Origin of the sequence: Streptomyces sp. 4N124, from assembly GCF_052245395.1 — a bacterium.
GTDB lineage: Bacteria > Actinomycetota > Actinomycetes > Streptomycetales > Streptomycetaceae > Streptomyces.
Window position 1 is genome coordinate 153,281 of record NZ_JBQQBS010000007.1, and the last position, 18,603, is coordinate 171,883.

At 69.5% G+C, this 18,603-nt stretch carries 21 protein-coding genes and 1 riboswitch; of the genes, 12 read left to right on the forward strand and 9 right to left on the reverse strand.

What is annotated here, in order from left to right; genetic code table 11:
- Positions 1-6: 6 nt before the first annotated feature.
- Together ACTWQO_RS09720 and ACTWQO_RS09725 are read right to left on the reverse strand one after the other, a co-directional pair.
- Positions 7-231, reverse strand: a complete 225-nt coding sequence (locus tag ACTWQO_RS09720) for a DUF397 domain-containing protein (RefSeq protein WP_443236807.1) — start codon at positions 229-231, stop codon at positions 7-9.
- 9 nt (positions 232-240) lie between these two features.
- Positions 241-1,110 carry a helix-turn-helix domain-containing protein gene (locus ACTWQO_RS09725; protein ID WP_443236808.1) on the reverse strand — a complete coding sequence of 290 codons (870 nt, stop codon included), beginning with the start codon at positions 1,108-1,110 and terminating at the stop codon, positions 241-243.
- 212 nt (positions 1,111-1,322) lie between these two features.
- On the opposite strand from ACTWQO_RS09725, the gene ACTWQO_RS09730 reads away from it, so the two are divergent.
- Entirely contained in the window at positions 1,323-1,784 is a 462-nt protein-coding gene (locus ACTWQO_RS09730; protein WP_443236809.1) for an ATP-binding protein, read from the forward strand.
- Positions 1,785-1,870: 86 nt separating this feature from the next.
- Here ACTWQO_RS09730 and ACTWQO_RS09735 read toward each other — a convergent pair whose 3' ends face one another.
- From ACTWQO_RS09735 to ACTWQO_RS09745, 3 genes are all read right to left on the reverse strand, one after another.
- Entirely contained in the window at positions 1,871-2,344 is a 474-nt protein-coding gene (locus tag ACTWQO_RS09735) for a C40 family peptidase (RefSeq protein WP_362951850.1), read from the reverse strand.
- Positions 2,345-2,348: 4 nt separating this feature from the next.
- A riboswitch (cyclic di-AMP (ydaO/yuaA leader) is annotated at positions 2,349-2,549 on the reverse strand.
- A gap of 357 nt (positions 2,550-2,906) precedes the next feature.
- On the reverse strand, positions 2,907-3,215 hold the full coding sequence (locus ACTWQO_RS09740) for a hypothetical protein (RefSeq protein WP_301978068.1): 309 nt from the start codon (positions 3,213-3,215) through the stop codon (positions 2,907-2,909).
- A 7-nt stretch (positions 3,216-3,222) separates the two neighbouring features.
- Positions 3,223-3,858, reverse strand: a complete 636-nt coding sequence (locus ACTWQO_RS09745) for an ATP-dependent Clp protease proteolytic subunit (protein ID WP_443236810.1) — start codon at positions 3,856-3,858, stop codon at positions 3,223-3,225.
- A gap of 87 nt (positions 3,859-3,945) precedes the next feature.
- Between ACTWQO_RS09745 and ACTWQO_RS09750 the strand changes: the two genes are divergently transcribed.
- The gene (locus tag ACTWQO_RS09750; protein WP_443236811.1) at positions 3,946-4,233 is read left to right on the forward strand and encodes a type II toxin-antitoxin system Phd/YefM family antitoxin; all 288 of its coding nucleotides are present in this window, start codon (positions 3,946-3,948) and stop codon (positions 4,231-4,233) included.
- A 75-nt stretch (positions 4,234-4,308) separates the two neighbouring features.
- On the opposite strand, the gene ACTWQO_RS09755 is transcribed toward ACTWQO_RS09750, so the two are convergent.
- Entirely contained in the window at positions 4,309-5,325 is a 1,017-nt protein-coding gene (locus ACTWQO_RS09755) for an ABC transporter permease (RefSeq protein WP_443236812.1), read from the reverse strand.
- 124 nt (positions 5,326-5,449) lie between these two features.
- Between ACTWQO_RS09755 and ACTWQO_RS09760 the strand changes: the two genes are divergently transcribed.
- The 8 genes from ACTWQO_RS09760 (at position 5,450) to ACTWQO_RS09795 (ending at position 12,522) form a co-directional block, all read left to right on the forward strand.
- Positions 5,450-6,079, forward strand: coding sequence for a TetR/AcrR family transcriptional regulator (locus tag ACTWQO_RS09760; RefSeq protein WP_443236813.1), 630 nt, complete (start codon positions 5,450-5,452; stop codon positions 6,077-6,079).
- Positions 6,080-6,230: 151 nt separating this feature from the next.
- Positions 6,231-6,533, forward strand: coding sequence for an urease subunit gamma (locus ACTWQO_RS09765; RefSeq protein ID WP_067256018.1), 303 nt, complete (start codon positions 6,231-6,233; stop codon positions 6,531-6,533).
- A gap of 49 nt (positions 6,534-6,582) precedes the next feature.
- A complete protein-coding gene (locus ACTWQO_RS09770; RefSeq protein ID WP_443236814.1) occupies positions 6,583-6,894 on the forward strand; it encodes an urease subunit beta in 312 nt (103 codons plus the stop codon).
- Positions 6,887-8,608, forward strand: a complete 1,722-nt coding sequence (locus ACTWQO_RS09775; RefSeq protein ID WP_443236815.1) for an urease subunit alpha — start codon at positions 6,887-6,889, stop codon at positions 8,606-8,608. Before ACTWQO_RS09770 ends, ACTWQO_RS09775 begins: the two co-directional genes overlap by 8 nt.
- 11 nt (positions 8,609-8,619) lie before the next feature.
- Positions 8,620-9,294, forward strand: a complete 675-nt coding sequence (locus ACTWQO_RS09780; RefSeq protein ID WP_443236816.1) for an urease accessory protein UreF — start codon at positions 8,620-8,622, stop codon at positions 9,292-9,294.
- Between the two features lie 72 nt (positions 9,295-9,366).
- On the forward strand, positions 9,367-10,044 hold the full coding sequence (gene ureG, locus ACTWQO_RS09785) for an urease accessory protein UreG (protein ID WP_443236817.1): 678 nt from the start codon (positions 9,367-9,369) through the stop codon (positions 10,042-10,044).
- The gene (locus ACTWQO_RS09790) at positions 10,032-10,823 is read left to right on the forward strand and encodes an urease accessory protein UreD (protein ID WP_443236818.1); all 792 of its coding nucleotides are present in this window, start codon (positions 10,032-10,034) and stop codon (positions 10,821-10,823) included. The genes ureG and ACTWQO_RS09790 overlap by 13 nt, the downstream gene beginning before the upstream one ends.
- Before the next feature lie 112 nt (positions 10,824-10,935).
- Positions 10,936-12,522 (forward strand): alpha/beta hydrolase, encoded by a 1,587-nt coding sequence (locus ACTWQO_RS09795; RefSeq protein WP_443236819.1) that lies wholly within the window; start codon positions 10,936-10,938, stop codon positions 12,520-12,522.
- A 48-nt stretch (positions 12,523-12,570) separates the two neighbouring features.
- Here the strand turns inward: ACTWQO_RS09795 and ACTWQO_RS09800 are convergent, their stop codons facing one another.
- Both ACTWQO_RS09800 and ACTWQO_RS09805 read right to left on the reverse strand, forming a co-directional pair.
- A complete protein-coding gene (locus ACTWQO_RS09800; protein WP_443236899.1) occupies positions 12,571-13,584 on the reverse strand; it encodes an NAD-dependent epimerase/dehydratase family protein in 1,014 nt (337 codons plus the stop codon).
- Between the two features lie 70 nt (positions 13,585-13,654).
- Complete coding sequence (locus tag ACTWQO_RS09805; RefSeq protein WP_443236820.1) at positions 13,655-14,380, reverse strand: lysophospholipid acyltransferase family protein; 726 nt, start codon at positions 14,378-14,380, stop codon at positions 13,655-13,657.
- A 329-nt stretch (positions 14,381-14,709) separates the two neighbouring features.
- Here ACTWQO_RS09805 and ACTWQO_RS09810 point away from each other — a divergent pair, with 329 nt between their 5' ends.
- Together ACTWQO_RS09810 and ACTWQO_RS09815 are read left to right on the forward strand one after the other, a co-directional pair.
- A complete protein-coding gene (locus ACTWQO_RS09810; RefSeq protein ID WP_443236821.1) occupies positions 14,710-15,546 on the forward strand; it encodes a winged helix-turn-helix domain-containing protein in 837 nt (278 codons plus the stop codon).
- A 152-nt stretch (positions 15,547-15,698) separates the two neighbouring features.
- Positions 15,699-17,336 (forward strand): cutinase family protein, encoded by a 1,638-nt coding sequence (locus tag ACTWQO_RS09815; RefSeq protein ID WP_443236822.1) that lies wholly within the window; start codon positions 15,699-15,701, stop codon positions 17,334-17,336.
- A gap of 33 nt (positions 17,337-17,369) precedes the next feature.
- Here the strand turns inward: ACTWQO_RS09815 and ACTWQO_RS09820 are convergent, their stop codons facing one another.
- Entirely contained in the window at positions 17,370-18,599 is a 1,230-nt protein-coding gene (locus ACTWQO_RS09820; RefSeq protein WP_443236823.1) for a SpoIIE family protein phosphatase, read from the reverse strand.
- Between the last annotated feature and the right edge of the window lie 4 nt (positions 18,600-18,603).

Below are 18,603 nucleotides of genomic sequence, written 5' to 3' on the forward strand. Positions count from 1 at the left end.
GGGCGATCACCGGAACGCGGCCGTGAATCCCGCCCAGCTCTCGGGGGAGAAGAGCAGCGCGGGTCCGGTCGGGTCCTTGGAGTCGCGTACGGCCAGCAGCCCGGTCCCGGGGCCGGAGAGCGGCCGGGCCGTCTCGACGCAGTTGTTCGCTCCCGTGCTGTAGCTGCTGCGCAGCCATTGCACACCGTGCAGTTGAGTACTGGAAGTCACGTTCCGAGGCAGTGCAGACATGGTGCCTCCTTACACGCCGGCACCTATCCCGGCGATGTAGTCCAACGAGTCCTCGGGCGAAAGGGCGTGGAACTGAAGGGTGTTGAAGGCCTCGGTGTAGGCCTGGAGGTCTTCTTTCCGTTCGAGGTAGAGGCTACTCGTCAAGTGGTCGAGAACAACCACATCCAGATCAGAAGTGCTCGAAAATGAGAAGATAACGAAAGGCCCGGTGATACCGATGTGGGCACCGGCCGCGAACGGCAGGACCTGAAGCCGCACTTGGGGGTAGCGCGCCGCCTCGATCAGCCGCTCCAGCTGCCGTGCCATGACATCCGGCCCGCCGATCTCCCGGTGCAGCACCGCCTCGTCGAGTACCGCGCTCAGCGCCAGGGGTGGCCGCGAGCGCAGCACGTCCTGCCTGGCCAGGCGCACTTCCACCAGCGCATCCAGCCGGTCGTCGGCGTCCTCGTCCAGTCCGCCCACCGCGGCCCGGGTCACCGCCCGCGCGTACTCCGGCGTCTGCAACAGCCCCGGAACGACGGAGGTCTCCAGCGTGCGCATCGCGCTGGCCTGGGATTCCAGGCTGATGAAATCCCGGTATGTCGGCGGCAGTACGCCCCGATACGCATGCCACCAGTGGTGCCGCCCGGCACTGTCGTCCTGTCCCGCCAACACCAGGAGCAACTCCCGTAGTTGAGCATCCGCCACTCCGTAGGCATCCAGGAGTAACCGCACATCGGCCGGTTTCACCCCGCTCGCGCCGGTCTCGATGCGGCTCACCTTGGACTGGTGCCAGCCCACGAGCCGGGCCGCCTCGCCGCTCGTGAGCCCGGCGCCGGTGCGCAGCGTGCGCAATTCGGCGCCCAGTTTTCGGCGGCGTACCGCGGGACCGTGCTGCATGGGCTCCTCCTTACTCCTTCCGGGCCGCCCAAATACGGTCTGCCGTCGCAGAGTTCACCGCTTCGAGCGACAGATATATGCATATCTTGGTGGATCGCACCCGTGACCGGCCCGGTGATGGCAGTCTGGCGGCGAAGCACCAGTCCGGGACCGTACTCGAACCCTCCGCTCCGTGTCGGACTGCGGTCCCGTGGGAAAGGGACGACGTCGCCATGGCAGACCATCTGGAAGCATCCGTCACTCTGCCGAGCGATCCCGCCTCGGTCTCCGCCGCCCGCACCTACGTGGTCGGCACCCTGGTGGAATGGGGACTGCCGGCCGACACGGAACTGGCCGACACCATCCGCCTCATCGTCTCCGAACTCGCCACCAACGCCGTACAGCACACTTTCGGGCAGTCACCCACCTTCACGGTGGACATCGAACTCGACCGCGACGAACACCTGCGCATCGGCGTCACCGACAGCCATCCGCGGTTTCCCAAACGTCTGCCCGCGGCCGTCCAGCAGGACAATGGCCGCGGGCTCGTGATCATTCGCTGGCTGACCGTGGAGTTCGGCGGCAAGCTGAGAATCAGGCCCACCCGGGAGGGCGGCAAGACGGTCTCCATCGAACTGCCGTGGACGGTACCGGCGCGGCCCGTGACGACGACGGCAGTACAGCAGGACCCTTAGGGATCAGAGCGGGAGGGGCGTAGCCCTCGAACCGCTGGGATGACGCGGTGACGGCGCCTCAGGGCACCGCCACCACGTCGCTCAGGTCACTTGACCCGGCCGTACCAGACGCTCCTGGTCCAGATCTTCTGCAGCCTTACGACGTCCCCGGTCTTCGGGGAGTGCCAGATCTTTCCCTTCCCGGCGTAGATGCCGACGTGGTACACGTTCGAGCCCGAGTGGAAGAACACCAGGTCTCCGGCCTTGCGGCTCTTGGCCGAGATGTGGCGCGTCTTGTTGTACTGCTGAGCAGCCGTCCGCGGCAGGCTCTTGCCCGCCTTCTTGTACGAATACAGCGTCAGCCCCGAGCAGTCGAACCGGCGCGGCCCCGTGGCGCCGTACTTGTACGGCGAGCCCTTCTTGGAAGCCGCGACCTGGAGCGCCTTCGTCGCCGGAGTCGCGGCCGCGGCGTCTGAGGAGAGACCCGGCACCACGACGGAGCCGCCCACGGCGGCCAGGGTGAGGGCCGAGGCCGTACCGGCCCGGGCCATCAGCGACGGGACACGATTGAGCGCAGTCATGCGCAACCCTTCGTCAGCCGCCTGTGAAGGATGACCTGTCGGATTCGGGCTGGCGAAGTTGCCCGGCCGCTGACGCGGCTTCACCCCAAGGGCTGCTCGGCCCGGTCATGGCGTGACCGTTCCGGCGACCCGTCGTGCTTGGGTCCTCCACTCCTGCCGATCCACTTCTGTCGACCGGTCATCCGGGCGGCGGCAGGATTCGGCGTCCGCCCGGACCGCCCCGCCGCTGCGGCGGGGGCTTGTCGTCAGACAGGGATCTTCACTCACGGGTGAGCGAAATACCCAATGGAATCGGGGATTTGTGGTGTTACTCACCACTCACCCGTTCGGGTGGACACCCCTGTGTTCGGGTGGATGTCGAGGGCCCCACGGACCCCCGGACCAGCGCGAAAACCTCTCATCCGCCCCGGAGGCCCGCGGGTTGCGCAACCTCGGCGGTCCCAAAAAACGACAAACATCTACTCCGAACAGGGGTACGTCATTTGGTCCGTTTAAGCTCCGGTCCGGACGTCTTGCCGCGTGGCGAACGCCCGGACCGGAGGCGGGGTGCGTCAACGGTGCGTCAACTGTCGGAGCGCGGCGGCACGATGACGCGCGCCGTGCGGCGCTCGCCGTCCAGCACGCGCAGCGCCCGCGTGAGCGTCGGGGCGTGCAGCTCGGTCTCGCCCCGCTGGTGCATCAGCGCCAGCGCGTCGCGCAGCTCGGTCGCCTTGGACACCAACGCCTGGGCGGCGCGCAGTCCGCGGTAGGTGTCCCCGTGGTGTGCCGGGTTGATCCGGCCCAGCAGGTCGACCACATCGAGATAACGGTCGATCAACTCGCCCTCGGCGCGCGTGAGGGCGGGCAGCGGCGGGAGTTCGGGTGGGAGCACGGGCGCGTCACTTCCCGGTGGGCGGAGCCATGGTGTCCTTGCGGCTGGGGATGATCCGGTCCACCAGCCCGTAGTCCAGGGCCTGCTGCGCCGTGAGGATCTTGTCCCGCTCGATGTCCGCGCTCACCTGCTCGCGCGTGCGCCCGGTGTGCCGTACGAGCATCTCCTCCAGGCGGGCCCTGATCCGCATCAACTCCTCGGCGTGGATGGCGAGATCACTGGCCTGTCCCTCGATCGGCTCGGGCAGTCCCGGCTGATGGATCACCATGCGCGCTCCCGGCAGCGCGAACCGCTTGCCCGGTGTGCCCGCGGCCAGCAGCACGGCGGCGGACGCGCCCGCCTGGCCCAGGCAGATCGTCTCCACGTCGCAGGTGACGTACTGCAGCGTGTCGTAGATCGCCGACATCGCGCTGAAGGAGCCGCCGGGGGAGTTGATGTAGAGCGAGATGTCCCGGTCGGGGTCCTGGTACTCGAGGTGCATGAACTGCGCCATCACGTCGTTCGCCGAGGTGTCGTCGATCTGGGTGCCGAGAAAGACGATCCGCTCCTCCAGCAGCTTCGAGTACGGGTCCATCGTCTTCTGCCCGAAGCTGGTGCGCTCCGTGAATTCGGGCAGGACATAGCGGGCGGACGGTCGGGTCATGACGAACCCCTCCTCAGCTGACTGTCTCTGTAAAAAATGTACAGGACGTACGTAACGAGCGTGAGGGGGTCACCGTAAGCTGGTGGCATGGCCTACGAGATTCCGGTGACGCAAGCCAGGGCTGAGCTCGCCGACCTGATCAACAAGGTGGTGTACGGCGGTGAGCGCGTCGTCGTGACACGGCACGGCAAGCCCCTCGTCGCCCTTGTCTCCGCCGCCGACCTCGAACGACTCGAGCAGCTCCCGGAGCGCCAGGCGCCCGCGGACGAGCAGGTGATCAGCTCTGTCTCCGCCGTCCGCGAACTCGCCTCGGCTCCCCGCGAACGGCAGCGGTTCGGCATCGCTGCGGAGCATCGGGGGGGCGATCAGCCGTAGGTGCTCCGCTTGTTTGCTTGCTGCGGGCCGGTGGGGGCTGGTCGCGCAGTTCCCCGCGCCCCTATCGGGGCGCTGTTAGCTGATCGGCGATAGCTCGCGAGCCCCCGTCGGTGTGGCCTTCTCCGGCCGCCTCTTGAGCGCATTCCCGAGCAGTACCGCGCCCAGGCCCAGCGCCGCCCACCAGGTCAGCGTCAGCGCGGGCCCGGTCGCCGCCGCGCCGTCGAAGAACGACACCGAGCGCAGCAGGGTCGTCCCCGCGCCGGGCGGCAGCCACTGGCCGATCGTCCCGGCGGGCTCCGGCAGCATCTGCGGCGCCGAGGCGGCCCCGGACCACGGGTTGCCGAACAGCATCACCACACCGGCCGCGAGCCCCGTTCCGGCGGGACCGATGAGCGCGGCGAGTCCGGCGACGGCGCCGCTCACTGCCAGTGTGGCCAGGCCGAGCGAGCCGGCCTCCGCCCACCAGTCACCGGTCAGGACGTTGAGCCAGCTGTCCGCGATCGCGGTCGCCGCGATGCCGACCAGGGTGGCGGCGCCGATCAGTGCGGCCAAGGCGCGCAGTCCGCGCAGCCCGAGGAGGGTCACCACCGCGCCGGCCGCGATACCGGCCAGCGCGAGCGGCAGTACGCTCGCGTTGAGGGCCGCGCCGCGTGGATCGTTCTCTGGGGCGGCCACGACGTCGACTGTCCTGACCGGGTTCATGTCGGCGGACGCCTGCTGCAGCAGTTGCGCGACGACGGGGCTCGCGGCCGTGGAGGTCAGCAGGGCGGGGCCTTCGGGGGTGACGGCGATCGCGCCGTATACGGTCCGGTCCTCGATGGCGTCCCGGGCGGCGGCCTCGTCGGCGTAGCGGTGGACGTCGAACGCGCCCTCCTGCTGTGCCAGTCGCTCCTCCACCTGCGTTGTCGCGGCGGCGGGCCCTGCCACGCCGAGCGGCAGGTCGCGCGGCGCGGTACGGGCGGCGGGCCAGGCGAAGGCCCACAGTGCCAGTGCCGCGATGACGGGAACGAGCACGAGGATCGCGATCAGGCGGCGGGTGTGCGACGGGGCTGACGCGGTGCCGCCGGCGGGTGCAGCGGTGACGGTGGACATGGGTTTCCCCTCGGATGGGCGAGGTGCGAGTTAAAAAGAAGGATCGTTCGTTTTTGCTCTGTCACCACCGTCTTGCGGATGCCGCGTCTTGTCAAGAAGGAATGTTCGTTTTACGTTTGACGCCATGGCCCGCGTATCCCAGGCACACCTCGACGCCCGCCGCCGCCAGATCCTGGACGGCGCCGCCCGCTGCTTCGCCCGCAACGGCTTCCACGCCACGTCCATGCAGGATGTGCTGAAGGAGGCGGATCTCTCGGCCGGCGCGGTGTACCGCTACTTCAGCGGGAAGGACGAGCTGATCACCGCGATCTTCACCGAAGTGCTCGGGGAGGTGCGCATGTCCTTCGAGGCCGCCGCCGAGCAGGCCCCGCCCCCGACGCCGGACGTCCTGATCGGCTCGGTGCTGGGTCGGACCTATGGTGCGCGGGCCCATCTGACCGTCGACGGCGAGCCGGTCCTACCGCGGCTGATCATCCAGGTCTGGGCGGAATCGCTGCGCAACAAGGACCTGGCCGCCGTCATGCGCGAGGGCTTCGGGGCGATTCGCCTGGCCTGGGGGCGGATCGTCGAGGCGTACCAGGACGCCGGGATGATGCCGAAGGACGTGCCCGCGGATCATGTGGCGCGGACCATGATCGCCGCTGTGCAGGGGTTCATCGCCCAGCAGACGGTGTTCGGTCCAGCTCCCGTCGAGGTTCTCCAGAGCGGCCTGCGGGCGTTGATGGGCGCACGGGAACCGCAGCCCGAAGCCTGATGGATCACAGCCCGGTTAACGTGCCCGAAACTCGTGACAACGTGCCTGAAACTCCTCCCAACTAGCCTGCCCATCCACGCCACCAGGCACTTTGCCCCGTGGCCGCGGCAACCGGACCCGCACGGTCCGGAGCGAGGATGAGAGGTGGGACGTGCAACTGACCCCGCACGAGCAGGAGAGGCTGCTCATCCACGTGGCGGCTGACGTGGCCGAGAAGCGCCGGGCCCGCGGCCTCAGGCTCAACCACCCCGAGGCGGTCGCCCTGATCACCGCGCACATCCTCGAAGGCGCCCGTGACGGGCGTACGGTGGCCGAACTCATGGCCTCCGGACGCAAGCTGCTCACCCGGGACGACGTCATGGAAGGCATCCCCGAGATGATCCACGACGTCCAGGTCGAGGCGACCTTCCCCGACGGCACCAAGCTCGTCACCGTCCACGATCCGATCGTCTGAGGGGCCGGCCGATGAATCCCGGAGCGCCGAAGAAACCCGGAGTGAGCCGATGATCCCTGGCGAGATCCTGTTCGCGGACGAGCCCGTTGTGTACAACGAGGGCCGCGAGGTCACCAGCCTGACCGTCCTCAACGCCGCCGACCGGCCCGTCCAGGTCGGCTCCCACTACCACTTCGCCGAGGCCAACCCCGGTCTGGACTTCGACCGCGCCGCCGCCCGCGGCAAGCGGCTCAACATAGCCGCCGGTACGGCCGTACGGTTCGAGCCCGGCATCCCCGTCGACGTCGAACTCGTCCCCCTCGCCGGCGCCCGTATCGTGCCCGGGCTGCGCGGGGAGACCGGAGGTGCCCTCGATGCCTGAGATCTCGCGTGCCGCGTACGCCGACCTGTTCGGCCCGACCACCGGCGACCGGATCCGGCTGGCCGACACCGATCTGCTGATAGAGATCGAGGAGGACCGCAGCGGCGGGCCCGGACTCGCCGGTGACGAGGCCGTGTTCGGCGGCGGCAAGGTCATCCGCGAGTCCATGGGCCAGTCGCGTGCTACGCGCGCAGACGGCACCCCGGACACGGTCATCACGGGCGCCGTGGTGGTCGACCACTGGGGGATCGTCAAGGCCGACATCGGCATCCGCGACGGCCGGATCACCGGCATCGGCAAGGCCGGCAACCCCGACACGATGGACGGCGTGCACCCCGACCTCGTCATCGGCCCCGAGACCGAGGTCATCGCGGGCAACGGGCGGATCCTGACGGCAGGCGCCATCGACGCGCACGTCCACTTCATCTGCCCGCAGATCGCCGACGAGGCGCTGTCCTCCGGCATCACCACGCTGATCGGCGGCGGCACGGGCCCGGCCGAGGGCTCCAAGGCGACCACGGTCACCCCCGGCCCGTGGCATCTGGCCCGGATGCTGGAGGCGATGGAGGCCTACCCCGTCAACTTCGGTCTGCTGGGCAAGGGCAACACCGTCTCCCGCGAGGCGATGCTGTCGCAGATCCGTGGCGGCGCGCTGGGTCTGAAGCTGCATGAGGACTGGGGGTCCACTCCGGCCGTCATCGACGCCTCGCTGACCGTGGCGGATCAGACGGGTATTCAGATCGCCATCCACACGGACACCTTGAACGAGGCCGGTTTCGTGGGCGACACCCTCGCCGCGATCGCCGGACGCGGCATCCACGCGTACCACACGGAGGGCGCGGGCGGCGGGCACGCGCCCGACATCATGACCGTGGTCTCCGAACCGCATGTGCTGCCGAGCTCGACGAATCCGACGCGGCCGTTCACGGTGAACACCGCCGAGGAACACCTCGACATGCTGATGGTGTGCCACCACCTGAACGCGGCCGTACCGGAGGACCTCGCCTTCGCCGAGTCCCGGATCCGGCCGTCCACGATCGGCGCCGAGGACATCCTGCACGACCTGGGCGCCATCTCGATCATCTCCTCGGACTCCCAGGCCATGGGCCGGGTCGGCGAGGTCATCATGCGGACCTGGCAGACGGCGCACGTGATGAAGCGGCGGCGGGGTGCCCTACCGGGTGACGGTCGCGCGGACAATCGTCGAGTACGTCGCTATGTCGCCAAGTACACGATCAACCCGGCACTCGCGCAGGGCCTCGCGGGCGAGATCGGCTCCGTCGAGACCGGCAAGCTCGCCGACCTCGTGCTGTGGGAGCCCGCGTTCTTCGGCGTCAAGCCGCAGCTCGTCATCAAGGGCGGGCAGATCGCGTACGCGCAGATGGGCGACGCGAACGCCTCCATTCCGACCCCGCAGCCGATCCTTCCGCGGCCGATGTTCGGTGCGATCGGGCGGGCGCCCGCGTCCAACTCGGTCAACTTCGTCGCGCCGTTGGCGATCGAGGACGGGCTGCCGGAGCGGCTGCAGCTCGGGAAGAGGTTCGTCGCCATCGCGTCGACGCGTGCCGTGACCAAGGCCGACATGCGTGAGAACGACGCACGGCCGCGGGTGCGAGTCGACCCCGACAGCTTCGCCGTGCACATCGACGGGGAGCTGGTCGAAGCGACCGCCGCCGCCGAACTGCCCATGGCCCAGCGTTACTTCCTCTTCTGAGGCCGGGTCCGATGTCCAGGGCAGCGCTACTCGTTCTGGCCGACGGCCGGTTTCCCGCCGGGGGGCATGCGCACTCCGGTGGGGCCGAGGCCGCGGTCAAGGCCGGGCGGGTCACCGGGGCGGGGAGCCTGGAGGCCTTCTGCCGGGGGCGGTTGCATACGGCGGGGCTGGTGTCGGGGGCGCTGGCGGCGGCCGCTGCGATGGGGGTCGATCCGGTGTCGCTGGATGCGGCGGCGGATGCGCGTACACCGTCCGAGGCGTTGCGGGTTGCCGCGCGGAAGCTGGGTCGGCAGCTGATGCGGGCCGCTCGGGCGACGTGGCCGTCTTCCGAACTCGACGCGCTGGCGCGGGAGTTTCCCAAGGGGGCGCATCAGCCGGTGGTGCTGGGGCTGGCGGCGCGGGCTGCGGGGTTGGGGGCTGTGGATGCGGCGTATTGCTCGGTGTATGAGTCTGTGAGCGGGGCTGCGAGTGCGACCGTGCGGTTGCTGAGTCTCGATCCGTTTGACGCGACCGGAGTGTTGGCGCGGTTGGCGCCTGAGATGGACCTGGTTGCGGATCGGGCGGTGGAGGCGGCTCGGCGGGTGGTCGATGAGGGGGTCGGGGGGTTGCCTGCGGGTTCGGCTCCGTTGTTGGAGATCGGGGCGGAGGTGCATGCGGCTTGGGCTGTACGGCTGTTCGCGTCCTGAGTTTCGCCTCGTCCTCAAACTCCCCCAGAGGGGGCACCCCCAACGGGCTGGTTAGTCATTGGAGCCGCTTGTATGCATCTTGACCACTCTCACGAGGGTGTTTCCGCCCTGAGCGCCGACGCCCGTCGCCCCGACGGCTCCCGTCGTGCCCTCCGTATCGGGCTCGGTGGACCCGTCGGTTCCGGGAAGACCGCCACCGTCGCCGCGCTGTGTCGTGCCCTGCGTGACGAACTGTCCCTTGCCGTGGTCACCAACGACATCTACACGCGCGAGGACGCTGAGTTCCTGCTCAAGGAGGCGGTGTTGCCGCCGGAGCGGATCACCGCTGTGGAGACGGGGGCCTGTCCGCACACGGCGATTCGGGATGACATCTCGGCGAACCTGGAAGCAGTTGAGGATCTGGAGGACGAGGTGGGGCCGCTCGATCTGATCCTCGTCGAATCCGGTGGGGACAACCTCACCGCCACCTTCTCCAAGGGGCTTGTCGACGCGCAGATCTTCGTGATCGATGTCGCCGGAGGTGATGACATTCCGAGGAAGGGGGGACCGGGCGTCACCACCGCCGATCTGCTGGTCGTGAACAAGACCGACCTGGCACCGTACGTCGGCTCGGATCTGGCGCGGATGGCGGCCGATGCCAAGGCGCAGCGGGCCGAACTGCCGGTCGTGTTCCAGTCGTTGAGGAGCGAGGCCGGTGTGGCGGACGTCGCCGGGTGGGTGCGGGCGCAGCTCGCCTCGTGGCGGGCGTGACCGTGACAGGTGTGCGGGCCACCGCGCGGATCGGCGCCCGGGAGGACGGGCGTGGTGGTACCGCCCTGCCGGTGCTGGAGGGCGAGGGGCCGATCGCCCTGCGGCGTACGCGGGGGAGTGGCCCGGAGGCGCATGTCATGCTCGTCGGCGCGATGAGCGGGCCGCTCGGCGGGGACCACTTCACGGTGATCGCGGATGTGGCCGAAGGAGCCCGGTTGCGGGTCGGGTCGGCCGCGGCGACCATCGCGCTGCCCGGGCAGACGAAGGGTGAGGCGCGCTACGACGTGCGGATCTCCGTCGCCGACGGAGGTGAACTGCGCTGGCTGCCCGAGCAGTTGATCTCAGCGGGCGGCAGCGATCTGTACGTCGGCACACAGGTCGACCTCGGTGCGAACGCCCGGCTCGTGCTCCGCGAGGAGCAGGTACTCGGTCGCGTCGGTGAGGAACCCGGGAGGCTCACCAGCCGTCTCACTGTGCGGATCGCGGGGCGTACCGTCCTCGACCAGGAGCTGGCGTGCGGGCCCGGGGCGCCGGGAGGCTGGGACGGGCCCGCCGTCCTCGGAGGGCATCGGGCGGTGGGGCAACTGGTCGTCGTACGACCGGAGTTCACGGCAGAGCCCGCGGTGGCCCGGGTCGTCGGGGACACGGCTGCCGTCACGCCGCTCGCCGGTCCCGCCGCGCTGGTCACGGCCGTCGCGCCGGACGCGCTGCGGCTGCGCCGGGTGCTGGACGAGGCGCTGGTGGCTCTCGGGGAGGGTTCCGGCCAGCGAACGGCGTAATCCGGTTATCGGATTGGCAAAGAACGCTCTTCAACCCTGTTCTCAGGGATCACACAGCCGAGAGGATCCCCGTACATCACAACGACGTACGGGGAGGTCCCACTTGAGGGATATGAGACCAAAAGGCCGGGTTGCGGCGCTCGGCTCGGCCGGAGTGCTCGTCACGGCGACCCTGATAGCGGGTGCTGTCGCGGCGCCCACCGCCGGCGCGACCAGCCGGCACGGGCAGGACCGCGAGGCCCGTGGCGTGTCGGTGGCCGCCGCACGTGCCGAGAAGGCCGGGATCGACTGGAAGGACTGTCCGGCCGACTGGGGGCTGGAGAAGCCGATCCAGTGCGGCTGGGTCAGCGTTCCGCTCGACTACGCCAAGCCCTACGGCAAGCAGATCAAGCTCGCCGTCGACCGCATCGGCAACACCGGGACCAAGGCGGAGCGGCAGGGTGCGCTCCTCTACAACCCCGGCGGCCCCGGCGGTTCCGGCCTGCGCTTCCCCCGCCGCGTCACGACCAAGGCGCCGGTGTGGGCGAACACGGCCAAGGCGTACGACTTCGTGGGCTTCGACCCGCGCGGCGTCGGTAAGTCGGCGCCCATCTCCTGCGCCGACCCGCAGGAGTTCGTGAAGGCGCCCAAGCTGGACCCGGTGCCGGACTCCGAGGCCGACAAGCTCGCCCAGCGCAAGCTGGCCCGCGAGTACGCCGAGGGCTGCTACGAGCGCAGCGGCGAGATGCTGCCGCACATGACCACGCCGAACACCGCGCGCGACCTGGACGTGATCCGGGCCGCGCTCGGCGAGAAGAAGCTCAACTTCCTCGGCGTCTCCTACGGCACCTACCTCGGCGCGGTCTACGGCACCATGTTCCCGGGCCATGTCCGCCGGATGGTCGTCGACAGCGTCGTCAACCCGTCGCGGGAGAAGATCTGGTACGAGGCCAACCTCGACCAGGACGTCGCCTTCGAGACGCGCTGGCAGGACTGGCAGGACTGGGTCGCCGCGAACGACGCCACCTTCCACCTCGGCACCACCCGCGACGCCGTCCAGGCGAAGTGGCTCGAGCTGCGTGCCGCGGCCAAGAAGAGCCCCATCGGCGGGGTCGTCGGACCGGCCGAGCTGCTCGGCTTCTTCCAGGGTGCGCCGTACTACGACTCCTCCTGGGTGCCCGTCGCGACGGTGTTCAGCAAGTACTTCGCGGGCGACACCCAGGCGCTCGTCGACGCGGCCGCCCCCGATCCGTCGGACACCGCGGGCAACGCCGCCTCGGAGAACGGCAACGCCGTCTACACGGCCGTCGAGTGCACCGACGCCAAGTGGCCCACCAGCTGGAAGAAGTGGGACCGCGACAACACGCAGCTGCACGCGAAGCACCCGTTCCTTACCTGGTCCAACGCCTGGATGAACCTGCCGTGCGCCACCTGGCCGGTCAAGCAGCAGACCCCGGTGAACGTGAAGACCGGCAAGGGTCTGCCGGGCGTGCTGATCGTGCAGTCCACGCGTGACGCGGCCACCCCGTACGGGGGAGCCGTCGAACTGCACAAGCGCTTCAAGGGCTCCCGCCTGATCACCGAGAAGAACGCGGGCTCCCACGGCGTGACCAGCCTGGTCAACCCGTGCATCAACGAGCGGGTGGACACCTACCTGCTCACCGGCAAGCTGGACGGCGCCGACGTGACCTGCGCACCGCACGCCACGCCCAAGCCGTAAAGCGTCGTACGACACGAGGGGCGGCCGGAGACTCCGGCCGCCCCTCGCTCACGCCTCCAGCCAGGCGTCCTCCGCCGCGTAGTCGAAGAGGTCGCCGTACGCCGGGAACATCCTCGGGTACGCCTCCCGCCAGTCCCGGCCGGCCAGTTGGCGCTCGATCCAGGCGACCGTGTCGGGGAGCGTCTGCGCGTACCGCGCCACCGGGCGGTAGCTCAGCTCCCGTTCGGCGGCGGACATGGAGCAGATCACAGGCGCCGGAACCGACCATGGCGTGTCGCCGACGGTCGGTGCCGGAGGTGGCCCGTCCACGAGCACACTCTCCGTCTCGACGCCCATGACCGCGTCGATCGCCCCGGCGATCTCCGCCACCGTCGGCGCGTCGGGATCGACGGCATTGAGGACGCGCGTGCCGGGCCGCGAGGCGGCCAGCCGGATCAGCTCCGCGATGTTGTGCACGCTCGCCGGATGGAAGCGGCTCTTGCCGCCGAAGGGGAGGATCCGCCGGGTCCGGCCGTCCAGGTTGCGCTTGACGAAGTACAGCTCGCGCGGGGTCTGGCAGTGCGGGCCGTGGATGGCGCCCGCGCGCAGCAGCGTCGTCGGCAACTGGTCTCCGGCAGCGAGCAGTTCACGCTCCAGTGCCGCCTTGCGGGTACTGTACGAGGCGTCGCCCGGCGGGACCGTGCGCTGCTCCTCCGTGAGCGGCACCGGATATTCGGGGAAGCCGTCCGGCTCGTCCTGCGTGTCGAAGTTCCGGCCCTTGTCGTCCTCGTACACCGACACGCTGGAGATCACCACGGCCGAGCCCACGCGACCGGCGAGCGAGGTCAATTGCCGGGCGTGCTCGGTCCCGTAGGCGACCATGTCCACCAGCACGTCACAGCCGTCGCCGACCACGGCGGCCAGGGCCGCGTCGTCCGCCCGGTCGGCCCGCGCGACGCGCACCCCCTCGGGCCAGCCCTCGTCCCGCCCGCCGCCCCGCGAGACGGCGGTCACCTCCCAGCCGTCCCGGGCCAGCGCGCCCACCGCGGGCCGTCCGATCTGTCCTGTCGCTCCGAGCACCACAGCACGTCTCATACGGGGACCGTACGGGCGACGAGATCCCCTGTGGAACGGCTTTTGCCGACAGCAGAGTTCAGCCGAGCGGCAGCCGCGGGAACCGGCGCTCCTTCGCCGCGCCCGCCGCGGCCTGCTCGGCCTTGACGACGGCCGCGTACTGGTCGACGTACTCCTGCTCGGAGAGCGAGAGGATCGCGTACATGATCTCGTCGGTGACGGCGCGCAGGATCGCCTTCTCGTTCTCCATGCCGGCATAGCGGGAGAAGTCGAGGGGCTTGCCGAAGCGGATCGCGACGGGGTGGATCTTCGGGATCTTCCGGCCCGGCGGCTGGGCCTCGAAGGTGCCGATCATCGCGCAGGGGATGACCGGGACCCGGGCCTTCAGCGCCATCACCGCCACGCCGACCTTGCCCTTGTAGAGGCGGCCGTCGTGCGAGCGGGTGCCCTCGGGGTAGATGCCGAGCAGTTCGTCCTTGCGCAGCACGCCGAGGCCCTCGCGGATCGCGGCCTGGCCCGCCTCCTTGCCGGAGCGGTCGACCGGGATCTGACCGGCACTGCGGAAGAACGTCGCGATCAGACGGCCCTTGAGACCGGGGCCGGTGAAGTACTCGGCCTTCGCCAGGAAGGTGATGCGCCGCTTGAGGATCGCGGGCATCAGGAAGTGGTCCGAGAAGGAGAGATGGTTGCCGGCGACGATGGCGGGGCCGGTCGCGGGAATGTGCTCGAGTCCCTCGATCCGGGGACGGAAGACCAGTCTCAGCAACGGACCCAGCAACACGTACTTGAGCACGTAGTAGAACAAGGGGTGGCTCCTCACTCCGGTGGTTCGGCTCAACCGCCGTGTTCTAGCAGGTCAACCGGCACGTCGTGGGCTGTCAGTGTAGGGGCAGGCGGCACCGGCGGGAACCGTCCTGCCCCTTCTGTGGCTCTGGAACAACTATGGGCGTATCACCACCCGGACGATGCCCGTGAGCCGAAGAGGATGTAATGCTCCGCATTCATTTCACCCCCCATGACCTGCAGAATATTCGAATTCTCCGCAGACCGGATCCGCTGTGGGAGCTGATCTGCAGTGTGTGTCGCCTGAAAACAGGCCAGGGGCCGCTGGAATTCGGCCACTGGCGTCGCTCGGTGTACGCCAGAATGGAAGTGGACCGGGTTCTGGGGGCGGCGCTGCAGCCGTTACGGACACTGGTCCCCAGCGTCGGATACATTCCCGATTTCCTCACACCCCCGGCCGCCGGAGGGGAGCTGTCCGACGCGCTCGACCTGGTGCGTGGCACCCCGCGTCGGCGGATCGTCCGTGAGCTGACCCGGCTCGGCGAGAGCCGGGTCCTGCCGGGCTGGACCGTGACGCTGGGCAGGCCGGGGGACGAGGGGCTGGCCGCGCTGACCCGCGCGCTGGATGCGTACTTCGGCGCCGTGCTGCAGCCGCACTGGTCCCATATCCGAGCGGTCGTCGGCAATGACATCGACCTGCGCACCCGCACTCTCCTGGACGGGGGCACCCAGGCGCTGCTCAACGGCCTGTATCCGCTGGCCCGTTGGCACGCCCCCGTCCTGGAGGTGGACTACCCCGTACGCCGCGACCTCCGCCTCGAAGGCCGCGGTCTGCTCCTCGTCCCGTCCTTCTTCTGCTGGCGCCGGCCCACCGCCCTGGCCGATCCCGGTCTGCCTCCGGTGCTCGTCTACCCCGTCGCGAAAGCCCCGTTGGACGTGGCCCGGACCACCGAGGAGGGCGTCGTACGCCTGCTCGGCCGCACTCGGGCCGCCATCCTGGCCGATGTCGCCCGGCGGGACGGCCGTACCAGCTCCGAGGTCGCCGAAGCGATCGGTATCGCGCCGGCCAGCGTGAGTTACCAGATCGGCGTCCTGCGGGCCGGCGGACTGGTGGACAGTCAACGCGCCGGTAAATACGTCCTCCACGCGGCAACCGCATTGGGCTTACGGTTACTCGACGCGCGGTGACGCGACGGTGTGACCTTTCGAACCACCGACATTTCGAACCACATTGAAGTGTTTGAGCTCCGCGTCCGCCGATGCCAATGTGACGGCTGTCCTTGCGATTGAACTGTTTGAGCCCTGTGCGCTGCGCCGGGCCGAACCAGGGGGAACAACGCATGAGATACGCCGCAGGACCAGGGAGAAATCACGCGCCACGCCGCCGGGCGATATGGGCGGCCGTCCTCGCACTGCTGGCCGGAGTGTTCTCGACGGCTCAACTCGCCGGTGCCGACCGCGCGTCCGCGCTGCCGCCGCCGCCCCAACCGGCAATGAACTGTGACAAGCCGTGGGTGATCATCAATGCCTACGGCACGGCCGAGTACGTGAAGCCGGGCGTGACCACTCCGTACGGATCCATCGGAGTCAACGACACCTACGTCAGGGCGGTGAACGCGGCGCTCAACGAGCAAGGAGTGCCGGACAGCGACATCACCGCACGCAACCTGCCCTATCCCGCGTCGGCGATCGACTGGGACCTGCCGTGGCCGCCCTTCCTGGGCGACAACCCGGGACCGGACGACTACTGGGAGTCGATGTGGAAGGGGCGCGACGAACTGGTCCGTGAGATCGAGTTCTACTCCGACTGCCCGAGCCGCCCGACACTGGTGCTGATCGGGTACTCACAGGGCGGTCAGGTGATCAAGAACGCCCTCGCCAACTCGGCCGTCGCCGGAGACCAGCGCCGTTCCGACTCGGTGGGCGCCGCCATCACCATCGGGGACGCGGCCCGCCACAACGGCCAGGCCGGGATGGCGCAGAACCGGCAGATGCTGACCCTCAACCGCGACTACCAGGAGACCACCACCACCATCGACCGCGGTGGACTGATGCAGCGGGTGTCGGTGCCGTCGGTGTTCGCCGGGTTCATCGGTGACGGACGGTACTTCGACGTCTGCCGCACCGACGACCTCGTGTGCAACAAGCCGGGACGCCCCGGCACGGGCAACTGGCTGGCCGAGTTCGGCCTGAGCATCGACGACGGTACGACCAACCCGCCGCACATCGCCTACCGGGACAACGCCCGCACCAACGGGAACCCCAGGGTCGAGTGGCAGAACCAGCAAGGCGCACGCGTCGCGGCCGATGTCGCCGAACGTGCCGTGGCCTCGGCGGTCGCCCAGCGGAACATCGTCCACCCGCCGCCCGAGCCGGAAGTGCCGCCCGGCACCACCCCGGTCGAGATGTGGGCGACCGATGTCAACGTGCGCACGGCCCCGACGACCGACGCCGGGATCACCCACCGGTTCCCGGGTCCCACCACCGTCTACGTCCAGTGCCAGAAGCGTGCCGAGTCGGTGACGGACGGCGGTGTCACCAACGACGTCTGGTCGTATCTGCCCGTCCAGCACGGCTGGATCAGCAACGTCTACCTGCGGGGCCCCGCCTGGATTCCGGGTGTGCCGGAGTGCGCGGGTTCCACCCCACCGCCCGAGCAGGGGCTCTACCACTGCGACATCGGCGGTGACCCCGAGAGCTGGTGCGCCCGGGTGACCGGCATCGACCCGGGATCGTTCCTCGGCATGTACAACGAACCGAACTACGATCACGGGCGGAGCTCGTCCTACCAGGGCCACAACGGCGACGAGTTGATCGTGCTCTGCTGGACGACGGGCGCGGTCGACGCCGACGGGACCGGCAACCGGTACTGGTTCTTCGCCGACACCGGCGGAGCCCTGCCGGGCGGTTACGTCAACGACCACTACCTGACGACGGGCAAGTTCGCGGACTGGAGCCAGGTCATCCCGCCCTGCTGAAACCGGAGCGGATCGTCGTACGGCTCTGAGTCATCACAGCCGTACGACGATCAGTGCCGTGTCGTCGGTGGCACCTCCCGGCGGCAGCAGTTCGAGCAGGACGGCGTCGGCGAGGGTCTCGGGGTCGGCCCCCAGATGGCGGCTGAGTGATTCGGCGAGGCGGGTCAGGCCGGTGTCGATGTCCTCGATGCGGCGTTCGATCAGGCCGTCCGTGTACAGCACGAGCGTCGCGCCCTCGGTGAAGGTGGTGCAGGCCTGCGGTCTGGGGATCGGGCTCGGGCGGGCGTCCAGCGGGGGATCGGTGGCCCGGTCGAGGAACTCCACCCGGCCGTCGGGGTGCAGCAGTGCGGGCGGTGGGTGCCCGGCGCTGCTGTAGGTGATGGTGTGGGCGTCGAAGTCGATGAACGTGGTGACCGCGGTGGCCGATTCGGCGCCGTCGACCACATGGGCGTAGCGGCCCAGGACGTCCAGGGCCTGCGCGGGTCCGTCGGCGACGCGCGAGGTGGCGGTGAGCGCGCTGCGCAGCTGGCCCATGACACCGGCGGCCTCCAGGCCGTGGCCGACCACGTCGCCCACGGAGACGCCGATGCGGTTGCCGCCCACCAGGTCGACCAGGTCGTACCAGTCCCCGCACACGTTCAGGGCGCCGACGGCCGGCCGGTAGCGGACCGCGGCGCGCTGGTCGCCGACCTGGCGGCGGGCGGGGAGCATCGCCTCCTGGAGGGCGAGTGCGACTTCGCGCTCGCGGGCGTGGGCCTGGCGCAACCGGTCGTTGAGTTCCTGGAGTTCACGGCCGCGCGTGTACAGCTCGGCCTCCAGCACCCGGGGGCGGCCCCCCGTGGGGCCGCCGCGGGCCCGGATGAGTTCGGTGACCTCCTCGACCCGGTGCACCACCAGCACCACTGTGCCGTCCGGTCCGAACACCGGCGCGTTCACCGGGCTCCAGTAGCGCTCCTCCCACTGTCCGGGGCGCTCGGGGGATTCGACGTCGTACCGCTGCAGTGCCATCGTGTCGCGCTCACCCGTGGCCACCACCCGGCGCATGGAGGTCTGCACGTTGTGCATGCCCTTCGACGTCGGGTTGTCGGGATTCTCCGGGAAGACGTCGAAGATGTAGCGCCCCACCACCTGCTCGCGCTTGCGCCCGGAGATGCGCAGGAAGTCCTCGTTGACGTCCGCGTACACCAGCTCGGGGGTGAGCAGCGCGACCATTCCGGGCAGGCCCTTGAAGACCGCCTCGTAGTCGATCGCCGCGTCCTTCATGGCT